The organism is Phyllobacterium sp. T2-21, from assembly GCF_055378485.1.
Genome location: NZ_AP027916.1, coordinates 224,468 through 240,878 on the forward strand (window position 1 = coordinate 224,468; position 16,411 = coordinate 240,878).

Below are 16,411 nucleotides of genomic sequence, written 5' to 3' on the forward strand. Positions count from 1 at the left end.
CTGCCTCACTTTTTTAACGAACCAATGCCGAGCGAACCGTTGCCCCGGGATGGTTGCGGTTTAACGATGTCTTCCGGCCCGGAAAGATCCCCGGCCAGGGCGAATGTGGAAGGGGCGGCACCCTCGGGCGTGACATTGTCCAGGAATGTCGCGGTGGGAACGAAGAACAGCGTGCCGGTCACCGCACGGCTGAAATCGAGCAGCCGGTCGTAGTTGCCTGGCGGGCGCCCAATGAACATGTTTTCGAGCATCTGTTCAATCCGGCGCGGCGAACGGGCATAACCGATGAAATAGGTGCCGAATTCGCCTTTGCCCGCCTCGCCGAACGGCATGTTGTCCCGCAGGATTTCAAGCTGCTCGCCGTCCTCGATGATCGTCGTGAGCGCATTGTGCGCTGAGGTTGGTTTCACGGCATCGTCGAGTTCGATATCGGAAAGCTTGGTCCGACCGATAATGTTCTCCTGCTCAGCGACCGGCACATTGTTCCACCGTTTGAGGTCGTGCAGATATTTCTGTACGATCACGTAGCTCCCGCCCGCAAAAGCAGCGTCTTCCTCCCCGATGATGGTGGCTCTTTGGGCGGCCTGGTCAACGGGGTTTTCTGTTCCGTCAACGAAGCCGATCAGATCGCGATCATCGAAATAGTTGAAACCATGCACCTCATCCGTGGTGGCGACCGCACCATCAAGCCGCGACATGATCTGCGTCGCCAGTTCAAAGCACAAATCCATGCGCGTCGAACGGATATGCAGGAGAATGTCGCCTGGTGTCGAAACGGCGTGATGCTGGCCGCGGATTTCACGGAAGGGGTGCAAATCCCTGGGTCTGGGTGCCCCGAAGACCCAGTCCCAGAAATCAGAACCGAAGCCCATGACGCAGGAGAGGCGGCTCTCGAGATCACGGAAACCCACCGCGCGCAGGAGTCCTGACAGATCGCTGCACAGCGCGCGCGTGGCCATCTCGTGGTCCCGTCCGGGTTTAATCGTCAGAACAAGAAATATTGCCGCGCGTGTTAGCTTTGCCACGACCGGTTGCGAAACAGAGGAGGGTATCGGTGAGTCCATAATTGCTCCATTTGGAACTTCAATAAAGTGTGCCGGGAGTTCTTTGAAAGTCGCAAGAGAATGGTTGCGCGGTTAATTTTCGATGTGCAAGAGCATATATCGCTTTGCACTGTTGTGTATGGCCAATCCTGGTGCTCCCTGGGCGATCATACATAGGAGGGTTAATCCATGTCTCGGAATGCATGCCCATCACAAGCGACACCTTCCACGATACTCGGAGACAACAGATCTTGGTGCTACAGGCCCGTCAAAGACGCACTCTTTCGGATCAGCGAAATCAGGAAGACCGGCACCTTGACGTATGCAGATGCCAAGAGCAGGCTTGTTAATGGTTATATAGCGATCGTATTCCGGCATTGGCACACTCCCTCTATGATGACGCTTAGGGCTGGGGGACGTTCCCACGCCCCTCAGCGCTCGGCTCAATCGTCTGCAGGGTGTACAATGGTCAAAGTTTGACGGGCCGCCCGGATGCTTCTTCTTCCAGTGTCACGGCAATGTCCGCATTTGCCGAAAGTCGAACCCTTTCACCCTCGACATCTGCCACAAAACCAAGCTCGATATAGTGGTGGTGTCCTTCGTGTTTCCCAAAATTATCACTCTTTTTGAGCTTGATGCGGGCGCCTTCAATGTGATCAACGGTGCCGACATGGACACCATCGGCCCCGATGACTTCCATGTTTTCTCTGATCTTATCGTTCATGATAATAGTCTCCCTTGTTGAACTCGAATAGCATTTGGCCTTGTCCCACCAAGCGGTGCAGGGGGCATGCTCGTATTTTGACATTACCGGAAACGATCATGGAACGACCCGTGCTCAAACCGGATCCAGATCGTCTTCGTCGACTGTTTTCGCTGCCGTAAAAAGGCGTGCGGTCTGCGGCGCGAGATAAACGTGCCCCGTACCAGCCCTTCCTTGTCATTGAGCGGCACCATCAAGATGTGAAGCGGGGTAAATTGCTGGTTCCCCTGGCGGGAAGCCAAAGACTGCGCCGATTGGATGAAACCCCTCGCGCGATCGGTGTATTTTTCAACGTTCATCGGGCTACCTTTCAAGGCGACAATGAAGGGCAATCACGTGTACCGCTGTAAGCGCACGAGACATCAGCAACGTGCCGACGAACGCGGCGTGCTGTTGCTGCATGGAATCCCCATGCAATCTACGTGCCAGTTTTAACAGTCAACAAAGTCAAGGAGATATGGCTTGGCCCGCGGCTAAGATGGACAATCTGTCACGAATGGGATCGACAAAATGTCGCAAGGAGCCCTCGGATAAATCAGAGTGCCACTGGCATCCAGATCGTGAACGTCGTGCCGCTGCCCGGATCGCTCTTGACCAAGATTTTCCCGCCTTGCCGTGTCATGAGCATCTGACTGATCGAGAGGCCAAGCCCCGTGCCTTCCCGTATTTTCGTCGTAAAAAAAGGATCAAAGATCTTCTGCATAACATCCGGCGAAATGCCCACGCCGGTATCTGCGACTTGGATGGCAACACCAGCCTTGCCATCCATATCACTGTCTAATGTTCGCAATGCAAGTCGGCCGCCATTCGGCATAGCGTGGATGGCGTTCACGATCAGATTAACCAGAACCTGTTGCAGTTCCGTCCGGTTCAACATGATCGGCCTTAACGCGCGATCTTCTCTGTCGACGGAGATGGTTGTCTTCCTGAGCAGATGTTGCACAAGTGGCAATGTATCAGAGACAATGCCAGCAGCAGTATAGTGCTCGGAGTAGCCGACATATTCCTGTGGTTTGGCAAACTGGAGCAGCTTGGTCACAATTTCTGTGACGCGATTCATCTGCTGGTCAATGAGCTCAAACTCCATCTTTGCACATTCAGCATTGGAACCCATCAATTCGCGGATCACTTCGAGATTGCCTTGCATGACTGCAATGGGGTTATTGATTTCGTGGGCAATCCCCGCGGTTATCTCTCCGATTGCCGCGAGCTTTTCCGACATGACAAGCTGCTTGGTCGTCGTCTCCAATTGGCGGGTCGCGTCATGTAATTGCAGAGCGCGTTGTTCGACACGTTGATTGAGCTCCCCGTTCAGTTGATTGAGTTCATTGTTCAGCTGTCGCAGTTGCCCCTCACGTTCCTGGAGAAGGTCAAGAAGATGATCAAGATGGAATGCGACCTGACCGAGTTCGTCCTGATTCTTCACAGGACCAGTCCGTGCGGAGAGATCGCCATTTTTGACCTGAGTGATTGTACCCGTCATGCGTTCGAGGGGTCTGAAAATACTGCTCGCCCATATCAAAAATAGTGGAACGGTCGCAGCAACAGCGACCAGGAAAGCCGCAGCGATTGAAAGCAAGGTCTCAAATTTTGCTTGCGTGAACGGTTTCTGAAGAAATCCCGCATACAGCATGCCAACGCGGCGATTGTAGCTGTCAACGATCGGCTCATAGGCTGAAATGTACCAGTCATTGACGACGAAAGCACTGTCAAGCCATGTCCGTCCCTGAGCGAGCACAGCGCTCCCCACTTCCGCCGAGACGCGGGTTCCAATTGCCCGGCGCTCCTCAAACAAACGTACATTGGTGCTGATGCGAACATCGCCGAGAAACAGGGTTGCGGTTCCCTGACTGCCTTCCGGCAGGCCGGATCCGTGATAGATGAGATCGTTGATCGTATCGACGAAGGTCAGATTCTGATTCAAGAGAATGCCCCCGACGAGTGCAGCGCGCCGCCCGTCGGGCAGTGTCAGAGCGCTGGCTGACTGGAGAACCATGCCGCGCGTCTCCTCAGTGAGATTGCTGATGGCGCTGGCATGGGTCGGTACGATTTCGATGCGCGCGCGCTCAGCGAGTTCAGGCGATATCGCAGCAAGCTCTCCTTTTTCAAAAATATCGATGCTCGTCTTTGAGCCGCCCATCAGAGCCGAGCTGATGACCGGCCAATCCCATCGGGTGGTCGCCGACGCAAACGGGTTTCCGCTCGCGATGATTTGTCCGTCATCACCAATTGCGTAGAGAAAATCCAGCCCGCGTGCCTGGGCAATCTCCTTGAAATATGCCGCCAGGTTGCCGTTCGCGTAATCCCCTTTGACAAGGAGTTCATGAAACCGTGTCGATTCGCTCACGGAAACAAGCCGGCCCTCCATACTGTCGAGGATCCGTGCCATATATTGGTGTGCAATCGTCAAATCATCATTGACCTTGGACACCGTCATGGCATCGAACTTGGCATTCCAGCGGTAGATGCTAATGCCAAGAAGAAGCGGCAGAATAACCAGCATCGGCACCAGCGCGATCGCCAGCAGGCGGGAACGCACGGATTTTTTCTTCCTCCTTAGTGCCTCTGCCTCCCTAGACATTCCACGTTACGCATTTGCGATCGATCGTCTTGCGAGAAATACCAAGCCGCCGCGCTGCCTCCTCGCGATCGCCGCGAACTTCGCGCAGCACTGACAAAATGTGGCGGCGTTCTACCTCGGCCAAGCTCTGGCCCCCACTTTCATCGTCACTGTCATCAACAATCCTCTCTACGTCTTCCGGGAAACCGCCGAGGATCACTGTCCGCTCGATCAAGTTGCGCAACTCCCTGATATTTCCTGGCCAATCATACCTTGTGAGCGAAGCACGTACTCTTGCATCGATTGCAACCGGAGGCACGCCGAGCTGTTGAGCAAACTCGTGCATGAAGAGCGTTGCAAGCTCCAGCACATCGTCTCCGCGGTCTTTCAAAGGCGGCAAGTGAATTTGCATCACATTGATGCGGAAATAAAGGTCGGCGCGGAAAGTCCCCGCTTCAACCCGTTTCGGCAGATCCGCATTTGTTGCAAAAATGAACCGCGCATCAAAAGGAAGTTCCCGCTCGGAACCTACCGGTCGAACGCGTCGGTCCTCCAATACGCGCAGCAGTTTCGTTTGCAGCAGATACGGCAGTTCACCAATCTCGTCGAGAAACACAGTCCCCCCGTGCGCATGCATAAACAGGCCTTCACGGGCTCGGCCGGCACCGGTAAACGAGCCCTTCAAATGGCCGAACAACTCGCTTTCAATCATATCCGCGGGAATAGCACCGCAATTGATCGGCACGAAGAGCTTGTCGGATTGGCTGGACAGGGAGTGCAGTGAACGAGCCGCAACTTCCTTTCCGGTTCCCGACTTGCCGGTCAGCAAAACCGAGGTTGGCAGGGGAGCGACACGGGCGATGATTTCGCGCACATGTTGGATCGCTTTGGAGGTGCCAAGCAATTTGCTGCGCAGAAAGATCTGATGGGACGGCGATTTCAGCTCATGGCGTAGAACATCATTTTCGCGCTGGAGCCGCTTGCGGTCAAGACAACGCGCCACCGCGTTGAGCAACTGGTTGGACCGGAATGGTTTAAGAATGAAATCGACGGCACCAGCGCGCAAAGCACCAATCGCTGTATCCAGATCGGCATAGGCCGTCATGAGAATCACGTCGGCGAAGAACCCGATTGCCCGTTGCTCGGCAAGCCATTCGAGACCGTTCTTGCCCGGCATGATATTGTCAAGGATAACGACATCAAAGCTCTGTTTGTCCAGTTTCAGCGAAGCCTCTTTGGTATCCGCTGCGACTTCAATCAGATTACAACGCGAGCCCAGTATCTTGACCAGAAAGTTGCGCATGCCCGGCTCATCATCGACGACCAGAATCGAGGCCTGGGCCAGCCATGGCCCAAACTCCGGATCAGCAACAGGCTCGGCAGTATCGTAGATTCGATCCTGTGACATCAACGTTCCTTCCATCGTCGTTCAATCCATTGCCGCAGTTGCTTACTCAGTTCCCTGCGCCGCGTTTGCGCAAGGATCAGGTTCACTAGAGCGGGCGTCCTTGCATATCTTTTCGCAGGTATTCGAGCGCGCGGCGCATCCCATGGAGTTGGTCCATGAGGTGAAGAATGACGTCAATTCCCGCATCATTTGCGCCCAGGTCGCTTTTCAGTTCCTGGATCAGGCGTGCGCGGGCGATGTCAATATCGGAAAACCCAATGCCATCGGAAGTCTGCTTCGGAATGAGCCAGCGCTGTTCCAGCCAAATTTCGAGCGTTTGTACCTTAAGGCCGGAGGAAGCCAGAAACTCCTGCTTGTTCATAGTCATGACCTTTTGTCCTCGCGTGGGTTGAATTCCTTGCCCTTGCCCCAGTTCGACACAAATGCCTCGAGTTCAGGGTCTGGAGACTTCGGCAGAACCACCTTCAGCTTCACAAACTGATCCCCCTGACCTCCGCCGCGCCGAGGTGCACCCTTTCCCTTCAAGCGCAGGGTCGTGCCGGTGTTGGACCCTGCTGGCACGGACATTGTGACATCTCCGGTCGGAGTCGGAACGCGGATCCGCCCGCCGATAACCGCCTCGGAAAGTGAGATGGGTAAATCCAAAGAAATATCATCGCCTTCACGGGTGAAGCGATGGTCGGGCAGGACCTCGATCTCGATCAGGGCATCGCCAGGCCCGCCCTTGCCTGCTCCCGGGGCGCCCTTACCCTTGAGACGAAGCGTTTGTCCGTTGACCAGACCGGGGGGGATTTTCACGTCGAGCACACCGCCATCCGGCAGCGTCAGACGCTTGTTGGCACCCATGATTGATTCGAAAAACTCGATCGGCAGGCGGTAGTGCATGTCCTGTCCCGGTCGGTTTGCATGTGCTCTTTGGCCCCGCCTCAGGAGTTCCGCGAATGCATCGTCGGAATCCATAAAGTCTGCGAAGCCGGCAGTATCTGCATAGGGGTGCTCCTGGTCTGACGAGGCGAAATCACGGTAATATTGGTGTTGCGGGCGTTGGGTGCCCGACGCGTCGATTTCGCCATTGTCAAAACGTTTTCGCTTCTCGGCATCGCTGAGCAAATCGTAGGCGCCTGCAACTTCCTTGAACTTTTCTTCCGCCGCCTTGTCGCCGGGATTAAGATCCGGGTGCAGTTTCTTCGCTAGCTTGCGATACGCGCTTTGTATCTCGGATGACGTGGCAGTCGGGGCAACTCCGAGCATCTCATATGGATTTTTCACAGCTTACTCCGGCAGAATTCTAACTTGATTGACCACGAAACGTAGACCTCCGTCATAAAGGCATCAATGAAAATGCGCTTTCAAACACGCAATAGGACAAGTGCATCGCACATTCAGTGTGAACGCGCAGCAGCCACGGGTACCGTTCGACAGGCCTATGTGCGTGTGGCGATAGAGCGACTGTTGCCCCTGCCGCTCTAAGCTGTCCAAATGCTCGGGAACGTAATGTCCGGTTTGCCCCTCACGCAGTGAACCACGCGTTGGGTTGCCGATCTCACGTCGACTTTTTCTCGTTATTGTCAATCTCCGTGAACTCGGCATCGACAACACCGTCATTGCCAGGATCGGAAGCGGAACTCTCCGATGATGTCTGCGACGCGGCGTGGAGAGCTTCTTCCAGTTTCATCAACTCTTGTTGCAAAGCGTTTACCCTGGTGGTGATGGCAAATGCGTCGTCTTCTTTTGCTGCTTCGCGGAGGGCAGCCATCGCCGTCTCGATAGCACCACGGTCGGCTTCTCCCAACTTGCTGCCATGTTCCGCAATGGCTTTTTCCGCAGCGTGCAATAGCGCCTCGGCAGAGTTTTTTGCTTCTACAACTTCCTTGCGCTTCTTGTCTTCTGCGGCATGTGCTTCCGCATCCTTTACCATTTTCTCGATATCAGCTTCAGAGAGGCCGCCGGAAGCCTGGATCTGGATGCGTTGCTCCTTGCCGGTGCCCTTGTCTTTCGCCGAGACGTTGACGATACCATTGGCGTCGATGTCGAAGGTCACGTCAATTTGCGGCACACCGCGCGGCGCGGATGGAATGCCCATTAGATCGAACTGTCCGAGCATTTTGTTGTCGGCAGCCATTTCACGTTCACCCTGAAAAACACGGATCGTAACCGCGTTTTGATTATCCTCTGCGGTCGAAAATACCTGGCTCTTTTTTGCAGGTACCGTCGTATTGCGTTCGATGAGACGGGTGAAAACACCACCTAGTGTTTCAAGGCCGAGCGATAGTGGGGTCACGTCGAGAAGCAGCACATCTTTGACGTCACCTTGCAGTACACCGGCTTGGATTGCGGCACCGACAGCCACCACTTCGTCCGGGTTGACACCCTTATGCGGTTCCTTGCCGAAGATCGTCTTCACGACTTCCTGAACTTTCGGCATCCGGGTCATGCCGCCGACCAACACCACTTCGCTGATCTCATTGGCCGTAAGGCCTGCGTCCTTAAGGGCATTAAGGCATGGCTCGATGGTTCTCTGCACGAGATCTTCGACCAGAGACTCGTACTTCGCGCGCGTTAACTTGATCTGGAGGTGTTTCGGACCTGCTGCATCAGCCGTAATGAATGGGAGATTGATTTCGGTTTGGTTGGACGTTGAAAGCTCGATTTTGGCTTTCTCTGCGGCTTCTTTCAACCGCTGCAAAGCAAGCTTGTCCTTTTTCAGGTCTATTCCCTGGTCCCGTTGGAATTCATTCGCCAAAAAGGTGACAATGCGCATGTCAAAGTCTTCGCCGCCAAGGAACGTGTCACCGTTGGTTGATTTCACCTCAAATACACCGTCCCCAATATCGAGGATGGAAATGTCAAATGTACCACCGCCAAGATCATAAACGGCGATCTTGGACTGTTTTTTCTTCTCAAGCCCATAGGCAAGTGCTGCCGCCGTTGGTTCATTGATAATGCGCAAGACCTCCAGTCCGGCAATCTTGCCAGCATCCTTGGTCGCCTGACGCTGCGCGTCGTTGAAATATGCTGGAACGGTAATGACAGCCTGAGTGATCTTTTCACCAAGATTTGCTTCGGCGGTTTCCTTCATTTTTTGCAGGATAAAGGCGGAAATTTGCGAGGGTGAATAGGTCTTGCCTTCGGCCTCAACCCAGGCATCGCCGTTTGCAGCTTTGATAATCGTATAGGGAACGAGCGCCTTGTCCTTTTCGACGGTCGGATCGTCGTACCGGCGGCCGATCAGACGCTTCACAGCAAAGATTGTATTGGTAGGGTTGGTTACCGCTTGCCGCCGGGCGGGCTGCCCGACCAAGCGTTCTCCGTTGCTCGTGAACGCAACAATTGAAGGCGTCGTGCGCGCGCCTTCGGAATTCTCGATGATGCGTGTATTCTTGCCTTCCATGACGGCAACACAAGAATTGGTTGTCCCCAAATCGATTCCGATAACTTTGGCCACCACAATACTCCTTGTTTAAATTGAATGTTCCAATTCAACGTCCAACATTTTCTGTGTAAGCAAGTAAAATCATTGGCTGTACGACACCATCAACTCACGCTGTTTCAGCGCTCGTCACTCGCCCAAGAAAAACAAAGCAACAAACGTGCCAACTCACGGTGCTAGTAAAATCAACGTCTTATACGCTACTTCGAACGAAGAAGGACAAACATTCCTTCCAATGCCAGACAAAATGTCCGCGGTGCTGATTATACTTCAGGCCATTTTCGAAGCTCTAAATGACGGGCAAAACCCTAAGCGCTAATCTGTGCCTTTAACGACAGCCCCAAGAGTACTCGATACCGTTGGTAGTATGGCATGTGCTCTTCCCGCCGCACGCTGGTTTCCGACACTCTGAAAGGCAATCGGCGTAAGACAATGCCTCCAGGCATTTGGGACAAAATGTCCTGAAATGCGATCGAGGCTGGTTTAAAGGGTTGATATTCCTTCTATCCAAACTGGCATGATTGTTGCTTAGACCGTTTCATCATCACCCGCCAAGGCCAGATGACGTGTGATGTCGTGGTGCAGCGCAAGCGTACCAATCGCGGCGTCATTCCCGCATTTCCGCTGAATACTGGTAATGAAGTGTGAGTACCTCTAATGACAGCACCGTGCGCAACGCAATGTACGCTCCACGCGGCACATGAAATCCTGCGCTCGCAAACGGGGCCGCTTGGAACCGAACCTATCCCGATCAAAGGTGGCGGACATCGGGTATTAGCCGAACCGGTCAAAGCGCGCATAGACTCCCCACGACAAGACGTCGCAGCGATGGATGGTTTCGCCGTTGAAAATAAGGCCCTTCAGGTGGGTAGACGTGAATTCAATCTTGTTGGAACAAGCTATCCGGGCGAAGCCGCGGGCCACGAGAACTCTCCGGAGACAACAGTGCGCATCATGACTGGAGCGCCGATGCCGAAATCCAAGGATCGCGTGATCCCCTTTGAACTCACCGAAGAAATAAACGGTGTTGTTAGCATCGTGGGGCCTGCTCCAGCGGGTTTACACGTTAGACGAAAAGGGTCGGGGTTCAACAATGGACAGATACTTCTCCCTGCCGGAACGCTGCTGGATCCCGGGCGATTGTTGGTGGCCGCTGCCTCCGATCAGCCTAGCATCCAGGTGTACAAGCGACCAAGGCTTAGTGTCATCACCAGCGGAGATGAGCTGACGCCCGCAGGATCTGCGGCGATAACAGACACACGCATACCCGACAGTCTGACGCTGCCGCTTCAGCTCATGGCGCAACAATGGGGCGCCATTCCGATCAATTCGACACTCGTTTCTGACAAAGTTGAGGCGATCAGGGTAGCTGCAACGATGGCTGGGCGTGACAGTGATGTGCTCGTTATTGCCGGAGGCGCTTCCTACGGAGATCGAGATTTTGCTAGACCCGCACTGAAAATGCTCGGCCTGGAACTCAGTTTTGCTGGCGTGGCAATCAAGCCTGGAAAGCCGGTATGGCATGGCCGGATCGGACAGCTGCACGTGCTCGGATTGCCAGGAAACCCTGCTGCTGCGATAACCATCGCTAGACTCTTCCTAGCACCATTGCTGTACGCGCTGGCGGGGCGAGGGTTCGACGCAGCACTTAACTGGCGGCAGATGCCACTGGCGGCTCCGGTAGCAGCTGCGGACGCGAGGGAAATGTTTCTTTTTGCTCGCGGCTGCGATGATCACGTCGGCATTCTTCCACGGCAATCAGCTTCCGCGCAGCTACCTCTGGCGAGCGCAGACATGCTTGTCAGGCGTCCGGCTGGCGGGCCAGCCCTTGATGCGAATAGCTTGGTGCCGGTTCTGGACTTTTAGAAAATTACAGGAATCCAAGTATTCGAAAACGTCCTCCAGGAGACGGGATGCCGGTCAGACGCCTGACATCAGACGTTTGGTGACGCACAAAAGGGCAATCCAGGACATTCGACTTCATTCGATGTCCTTGGAGGATCATCGCGCCAACAGCATGCGCCTGGCGAAAATGCATAGTCTATCTCAGGACATTCTTATGTGGCTTGATCGGTTGGGGCAAATCCTGGTTTCCAAGCAGCGAAAGCAACTCGCGCTCGATCGTTCGCCGCATCGCATCCAGCGGCAAAGCATTGGGCTCCAGGCCAAACGGATCCTCGAGTTGATGACCGAGCGCTTCGAGCCCAAAGAACGTGTAGGCAACAAGTAGAACAGGTAGAAGCGTCCACCAGTCCAAGGAGCCGGCGAGGGCAAAGGGCAGGGTAAGACAGAAAACCAGCGCGGTGCGGTGCAGGAGCAACGAATAGGCGAATGGAACGGGTGTATGAGCAATACGCTCACAGCCACCCTGCACGTCGGAGAGCGCAGTGATTTGACCTTCCAAAACAGAGTAGTGGATCGGCCCAATCTGGTCGCCATGCATTAGGGCCAGGCAATATTCGCCAATCTGATCGAGCACCTCATTCGTTGGGTTTGGATTGTTTGAAGAGGCGCAAACATTTGTCCAACATTTGATTGCCTCCAGTTCGTCTTGGCCGCGCAAGCGTGCTGCCAGCCCGGCGGCGAACCCACATAGCCCATGAAGAAGGAACTGCCGATCATGCTGTTCCAAGGTTGAGGTCTGGCGCGCAAACGATCGACAGGCGATGATCAACTCACCCCATAGCTTCCGTCCTTCCCACCAGCGATCATAGCACGCATTGTTTCGAAAACTCATGAAGACCGAGAGCGCGATGCCAATCAATGTAAAGGGAATCGAGCTGATCCTTGCGAAAATACCCGGATGTTCCTGCGCTGCAAAAATCGCCACTATACTGACAAGCATCATCGCGACTAGGTGAATGGCGATCCGCGGCAAAATAGAGCCATTGATTGCGAACATTATATCTTTGAAGCTGGGCTTCGACCGTATGATCATGTCGATATCCGTGGGGTCATAAGCTGTTCCATGCAATCCGGTCCCGTCCGGGTCGTCGGGTTGCGCCAAATTTGATTTGAGATCCCGCAGAAGGGTCCAGTCATATCGGGAATAGCCCTATCTACCAGCCGAGCTTGATCGGGTTCTATGTGCTGATACACAGGTCGGCTCGCTTCAATCGAGCGTCGAATAGAACAATTGCGGCAATCATCAGCGGGCTGGTCCCACGTCAATTCAGCTGCTCCAACTTCTTTGTCCTTCGGTGCTTGCCAGTGGTTGTTCGCTTTGGTTCAACTCGTGCTCAAAGTGTCATTTACCGGCTCCAGTGCATGACTCGTGCCAGATTCGCGTAGCGAGCAAAGTCAATGGCTTAGGGTTTTTGTCACGTTATGATTTAGACACTTTGTCCGAATTGAGAGGACAATTTGTCTATAGATTTCAACTAGATAACGTGATTTACTAGGTGGCCAATAGCTTCTGTGGAGTGTCTGACGATATGGCCGAAAAAAAGCCCCTTTATAAGACCTACCACCATCCAGCGGGTGGATGGGGTGCTGCTGCGGCAACTGCGAAAGTACTGCTTGAGCAGAGTGTCATCACCAAGGGCTCGCGCGCGTTGCTTGCGATGAATCAGCCGGGCGGCTTCAAATGTCCAAGCTGCGCTTTCCCCGATGCAGAATGTAAGAAGACACTCGAATTTTGCGAGAACGGTGCGAAGGCCCTTGCCCATGAGGCGACCAAATTCAGGGTAACCCGTGAGTTCTTCGAAAAACACACGGTGACGGAACTCATGGACCAGTCGGACTATTGGCTCGAGATGCAGGGGCGCCTGACTGAGCCAATGCGCTATGATGCAGCGTCCGATCGTTACGTGCCTTGCGATTGGGATTCGGCCTTTGCGTTGATCGGCAAGCATCTGCGCTCACTCGAAAGCCCGCACCAGGCGGAGTTCTATACGTCCGGACGGACGCCAAACGAGGCTGCGTTCCTCTATTCGATCTTCGTTCGCGAGTTCGGAACCAACAACTTTCCCGACTGCTCGAACATGTGCCATGAACCGACGAGCCGCGGTCTTCCGCCCGCCATTGGTGTTGGCAAAGGGACCGTCATTCTCGAAGATTTCGAGCATGCCGAAGCGATATTTGTCATCGGACAGAACACTGGGACCAATTCACCGCGCATGATGACCAATCTGGTCGAGGCAAGGAAGCGCGACGTCCCGATCGTTGCCGTCAATCCGATGCCCGAGCGTGCGTTGATCCGCTTTACAGAGCCACAAGACATGGTCCAGATGGCGACTTTCGGCTCAACCGCTATTGCGAGCGAATTCGTACACATCCGTATTGGCGGCGATCTCGCTCTGATCAAGGGCATGATGAGGGTGATGTTCGAGCGCGAAGCTCGAGGCGAAAAGGTCATCGATACCGATTTCATTGAAAAGCACACGGTCGGACTGGATGCGATCCGCAATGATGTCATGGCGCAGAAGTGGTCGGATATCGTGCGGGTGTCCGGATTGGAGGAAAACCAGATCCGCCGTTGCGCGGAAATCTACATTCGATCACGCGCAACAATGATCTGCTATGGCATGGGCCTCACCCAGCACCAGCAAGGGTCGCGGCTTCTCCAGCAGGTGGCAAACCTTCTGTTGCTTCGTGGTAACTTCGGAAAACCGGGTGCCGGGATTTCGCCTATTCGCGGCCATTCAAACGTTCAAGGTGATCGCACCGTGGGGATCGATGAAAAGCCCACTCAGGAATATCTGGATCGGGTACGGGATGTTTTTGGATTCGAGCCGCCGCGCGCGCCTGGCCATCATACCGTGGAAACGGTTGAGGCCATGGAAAAAGGCACCGCAAAGGTTTTTATCGGAATGGGCGGCAATTTTGTTCGCGCGATCCCCGACACCGAACGGTCCTATGCGGCAATGCGCAAGTTGGCACTAACCGTGGGAATTGCCACGAAGCTGAACCGTGGACATCTGGTTCATGGTCGTGATGCTCTTATTTTCCCCGTTGTCTCACGCTCCGAGTGGATTCGGACCCAGGCGGGTGAGCAGTTCGTTACGATCGAGGATTCCATGTCGAACGTCACCGCCTCACGCGGTGTCTTGACACCCGCCAGCCCGCATGCGCTTCCAGAGGTTGAAATCGTTTGCCGAATGGCCATGGCGTCACTGCCCAACAGCAGAGTTCCGTGGGAAAGCTATATCCAGGATTACAATCTCATTCGTGACAAGATTGCGGAGGTTTATCCCGAGATCTACAGCGATTTTTCGGAAAAGATCAAGAATCCGAAAGGGTTTCATCTGGATGTGCCGCCGCGGCGCCTCGTCTGGCCAACTCCCAATGGAAAAGCGAATTTCCTTGGCTTGCCGGGCCTCGAAGTAAACAATCCGGTCGCGGACCCGTCAATGCTGCGATTGGCAACCGTGCGTTCGCATGATCAGTTCAATACGACAATCTACAGCTACAATGATCGATACCGCGGCGTTTATAACGATCGTATGATTCTTTTCATGAATGCGGAGGATCGTGCCGACAGAGGCTTGGACGCAGGTTCGCGTATCGCACTTGAGACCATCAGTGATGATGGTGTTGAGCGTCGGGTCGATGGCCTGACGGTGTTGGACTATCCAATGCCGCGCGGATCCGTTGCGGGGTACTATCCTGAACTCAATCCGCTTTTGCCACTCGGCTATTACGACAGGATCAGTGGCACGCCAGCAGCTAAATCCATACCCGTTCGCGTCGTCATGGTCTGAGCGGATAAGGCATCAAAAATGCACACAAGGTCCCGCAGCGCTAACGCTGCGGGAAACGAGATTCTGTACTCTTGAAGGAGGGAAGGGGCTTTGCTCGAACAGGTTGATCCGGTCATATTGGCACGCGCGCAATTCGCGTTCACCGTCTCCTTCCATTTCATCTTTCCGGCATTTTCGATCGGACTTGCGAGCTATTTGATGGTGCTCGAAGGTCTGTGGTTGAAAACCGGGCAGGGCGTCTACGCCAATCTCTACCGCTACTGGTTGAAGATATTTGCCATCGTATTCGGAATGGGCGTCGTTTCAGGCGTGGTGATGTCCTACCAGTTTGGTACAAATTGGTCGGTTTATTCTTACAAGACGGGTCCCGTCCTTGGTCCGCTCATGGCTTATGAGGTTCTAACGGCTTTTTTTCTGGAAGCCGGTTTTCTTGGTGTGATGCTATTTGGAATTAACAAAGTCGGAAAGGCGCTGCATTTTTTTGCCACCTGTATGGTAGCGTTTGGCACCGTCATCTCCGCAACCTGGATTATCGCCGTTAACAGCTGGATGCAAACGCCTGCGGGTTTTGCCATTAACGATCACGGACAGTTTGTGCCGGCAGGTTCGTGGCTGCCGATCATCTTCACGGCCAGTTTCCCCTATCGGCTTGTTCATACCGTGGTCGCATCATATCTCACCACTGCTTTTGTCGTGGGCGGCGTCGGCGCTTGGCACTTGCTCAGGGACCGAACCAATCCTGGTGCGCGTAAGATGTTCTCGATGGCGATGTGGATGGCCGCGATCGTCGCTCCGATCCAGATTCTGGTGGGGGACGCGCATGGTCTCAATACGCTTGAGCACCAGCCAGCCAAAGTTCTGGCGATGGAAGGCGACTATCAGCCTAGCCCGAATGGCGCGCCGCTCATTCTGTTCGGTCTTCCGAGCAACGATGAGGCACACGTCCGCTATGAAGTATCGATTCCTCATATCGGCTCCCTTATCCTCAAACACGATCCGTACGCGCCACTTCCCGGTCTTGCCGATTTTCCCCGCGATCAGTGGCCACCAGTTCACATCGTTTTCTGGTCCTTCCGGATCATGGTTGCGATTGGATTTGCCATGCTCGGAATCGGACTATGGAGCCTGCTCGCCCGTTTCCGAAAGAAGCTTTATGACTGGCCATGGTTGCATCGCGCGGCCATCGCCATGGGGCCTGCTGGCTTTGTCGCCGTGATTGCAGGTTGGGTGACGACCGAAGTCGGACGTCAACCCTTCACGGTTTATGGCTTGCTGCGAACTGCGGATTCCCATTCGCCCTTGGCAGCGCCGGCAGTCGCAGCGTCACTCCTGGCATTTGTCGTGGTCTACTTCTTCGCCTTCGGATCAGGCACCTATTATCTGTTGAGCCTGATGTCAAAGCCACCCCAACGGGGGGAAACGGAACTGCCGCCGGTGCCGCAGCGGGCGGCCGGGATTACTCCCGCGCCAAGCGTCGCTGCGCCTTTCTCGGGTAAGGATTGAGC

At 54.5% G+C, this 16,411-nt stretch carries 11 protein-coding genes and 1 pseudogene; 3 read left to right on the forward strand and 9 right to left on the reverse strand.

Annotated elements, in window-relative coordinates:
• Nucleotides 1-5: 5 nt before the first annotated feature.
• The 8 genes and pseudogenes from ACZ5FP_RS25895 to dnaK all read right to left on the reverse strand — a co-directional run bounded on the left by ACZ5FP_RS25895 (nucleotide 6) and on the right by dnaK (nucleotide 9,219).
• The gene (locus ACZ5FP_RS25895) at nucleotides 6-1,064 is read right to left on the reverse strand and encodes a Dyp-type peroxidase (protein WP_464665349.1); all 1,059 of its coding nucleotides are present in this window, start codon (nucleotides 1,062-1,064) and stop codon (nucleotides 6-8) included.
• Nucleotides 1,065-1,512: 448 nt separating this feature from the next.
• Nucleotides 1,513-1,767, reverse strand: a complete 255-nt coding sequence (locus ACZ5FP_RS25900) for a DUF2171 domain-containing protein (protein WP_464665350.1) — start codon at nucleotides 1,765-1,767, stop codon at nucleotides 1,513-1,515.
• Between the two features lie 194 nt (nucleotides 1,768-1,961).
• Nucleotides 1,962-2,105 (reverse strand): annotated as a pseudogene (locus ACZ5FP_RS25905) (Clp protease N-terminal domain-containing protein); the annotation flags it as partial.
• 236 nt (nucleotides 2,106-2,341) lie between these two features.
• Nucleotides 2,342-4,387, reverse strand: coding sequence for a cache domain-containing protein (locus ACZ5FP_RS25910; RefSeq protein ID WP_464665351.1), 2,046 nt, complete (start codon nucleotides 4,385-4,387; stop codon nucleotides 2,342-2,344).
• The gene (locus tag ACZ5FP_RS25915) at nucleotides 4,380-5,789 is read right to left on the reverse strand and encodes a sigma-54-dependent transcriptional regulator (protein WP_464665352.1); all 1,410 of its coding nucleotides are present in this window, start codon (nucleotides 5,787-5,789) and stop codon (nucleotides 4,380-4,382) included. Before ACZ5FP_RS25915 ends, ACZ5FP_RS25910 begins: the two co-directional genes overlap by 8 nt.
• A 70-nt stretch (nucleotides 5,790-5,859) precedes the next feature.
• The gene (locus tag ACZ5FP_RS25920) at nucleotides 5,860-6,135 is read right to left on the reverse strand and encodes a chaperone modulator CbpM (RefSeq protein WP_464665405.1); all 276 of its coding nucleotides are present in this window, start codon (nucleotides 6,133-6,135) and stop codon (nucleotides 5,860-5,862) included.
• Nucleotides 6,136-6,137: 2 nt separating this feature from the next.
• Entirely contained in the window at nucleotides 6,138-7,043 is a 906-nt protein-coding gene (locus ACZ5FP_RS25925; RefSeq protein WP_464665353.1) for a DnaJ C-terminal domain-containing protein, read from the reverse strand.
• 274 nt (nucleotides 7,044-7,317) lie between these two features.
• Nucleotides 7,318-9,219, reverse strand: coding sequence for a molecular chaperone DnaK (dnaK, locus tag ACZ5FP_RS25930; protein WP_464665354.1), 1,902 nt, complete (start codon nucleotides 9,217-9,219; stop codon nucleotides 7,318-7,320).
• 642 nt (nucleotides 9,220-9,861) lie between these two features.
• On the opposite strand from dnaK, the gene ACZ5FP_RS25935 reads away from it, so the two are divergent.
• Nucleotides 9,862-11,070 carry a molybdopterin molybdotransferase MoeA gene (locus ACZ5FP_RS25935; protein ID WP_464665355.1) on the forward strand — a complete coding sequence of 403 codons (1,209 nt, stop codon included), beginning with the start codon at nucleotides 9,862-9,864 and terminating at the stop codon, nucleotides 11,068-11,070.
• 175 nt (nucleotides 11,071-11,245) lie between these two features.
• Here ACZ5FP_RS25935 and ACZ5FP_RS25940 read toward each other — a convergent pair whose 3' ends face one another.
• Nucleotides 11,246-12,142 (reverse strand): bestrophin family protein, encoded by an 897-nt coding sequence (locus ACZ5FP_RS25940; RefSeq protein WP_464665356.1) that lies wholly within the window; start codon nucleotides 12,140-12,142, stop codon nucleotides 11,246-11,248.
• A gap of 496 nt (nucleotides 12,143-12,638) precedes the next feature.
• On the opposite strand from ACZ5FP_RS25940, the gene ACZ5FP_RS25945 reads away from it, so the two are divergent.
• Together ACZ5FP_RS25945 and ACZ5FP_RS25950 are read left to right on the forward strand one after the other, a co-directional pair.
• The gene (locus tag ACZ5FP_RS25945; RefSeq protein ID WP_464665357.1) at nucleotides 12,639-14,906 is read left to right on the forward strand and encodes an FdhF/YdeP family oxidoreductase; all 2,268 of its coding nucleotides are present in this window, start codon (nucleotides 12,639-12,641) and stop codon (nucleotides 14,904-14,906) included.
• 90 nt (nucleotides 14,907-14,996) lie between these two features.
• Nucleotides 14,997-16,409 (forward strand): cytochrome ubiquinol oxidase subunit I, encoded by a 1,413-nt coding sequence (locus ACZ5FP_RS25950; RefSeq protein WP_464665358.1) that lies wholly within the window; start codon nucleotides 14,997-14,999, stop codon nucleotides 16,407-16,409.
• The last annotated feature ends 2 nt before the right edge of the window (nucleotides 16,410-16,411 follow it).

Bases quoted from the DNA above. Each gene is read 5' to 3' on its own strand.
- ACZ5FP_RS25940 (WP_464665356.1), bottom strand. From the start codon at position 12,142: ATGATCATACGGTCGAAGCCCAGCTTCAAAGATATAATGTTCGCAATC.
- ACZ5FP_RS25920 (WP_464665405.1), bottom strand. From the start codon at position 6,135: ATGAACAAGCAGGAGTTTCTGGCTTCCTCCGGCCTTAAGGTACAAACG.
- ACZ5FP_RS25935 (WP_464665355.1), top strand. From the start codon at position 9,862: ATGACAGCACCGTGCGCAACGCAATGTACGCTCCACGCGGCACATGAA.
- ACZ5FP_RS25900 (WP_464665350.1), bottom strand. From the start codon at position 1,767: ATGAACGATAAGATCAGAGAAAACATGGAAGTCATCGGGGCCGATGGT.
- ACZ5FP_RS25895 (WP_464665349.1), bottom strand. From the start codon at position 1,064: ATGGACTCACCGATACCCTCCTCTGTTTCGCAACCGGTCGTGGCAAAG.
- ACZ5FP_RS25915 (WP_464665352.1), bottom strand. From the start codon at position 5,789: ATGGAAGGAACGTTGATGTCACAGGATCGAATCTACGATACTGCCGAG.
- ACZ5FP_RS25910 (WP_464665351.1), bottom strand. From the start codon at position 4,387: ATGTCTAGGGAGGCAGAGGCACTAAGGAGGAAGAAAAAATCCGTGCGT.
- ACZ5FP_RS25945 (WP_464665357.1), top strand. From the start codon at position 12,639: ATGGCCGAAAAAAAGCCCCTTTATAAGACCTACCACCATCCAGCGGGT.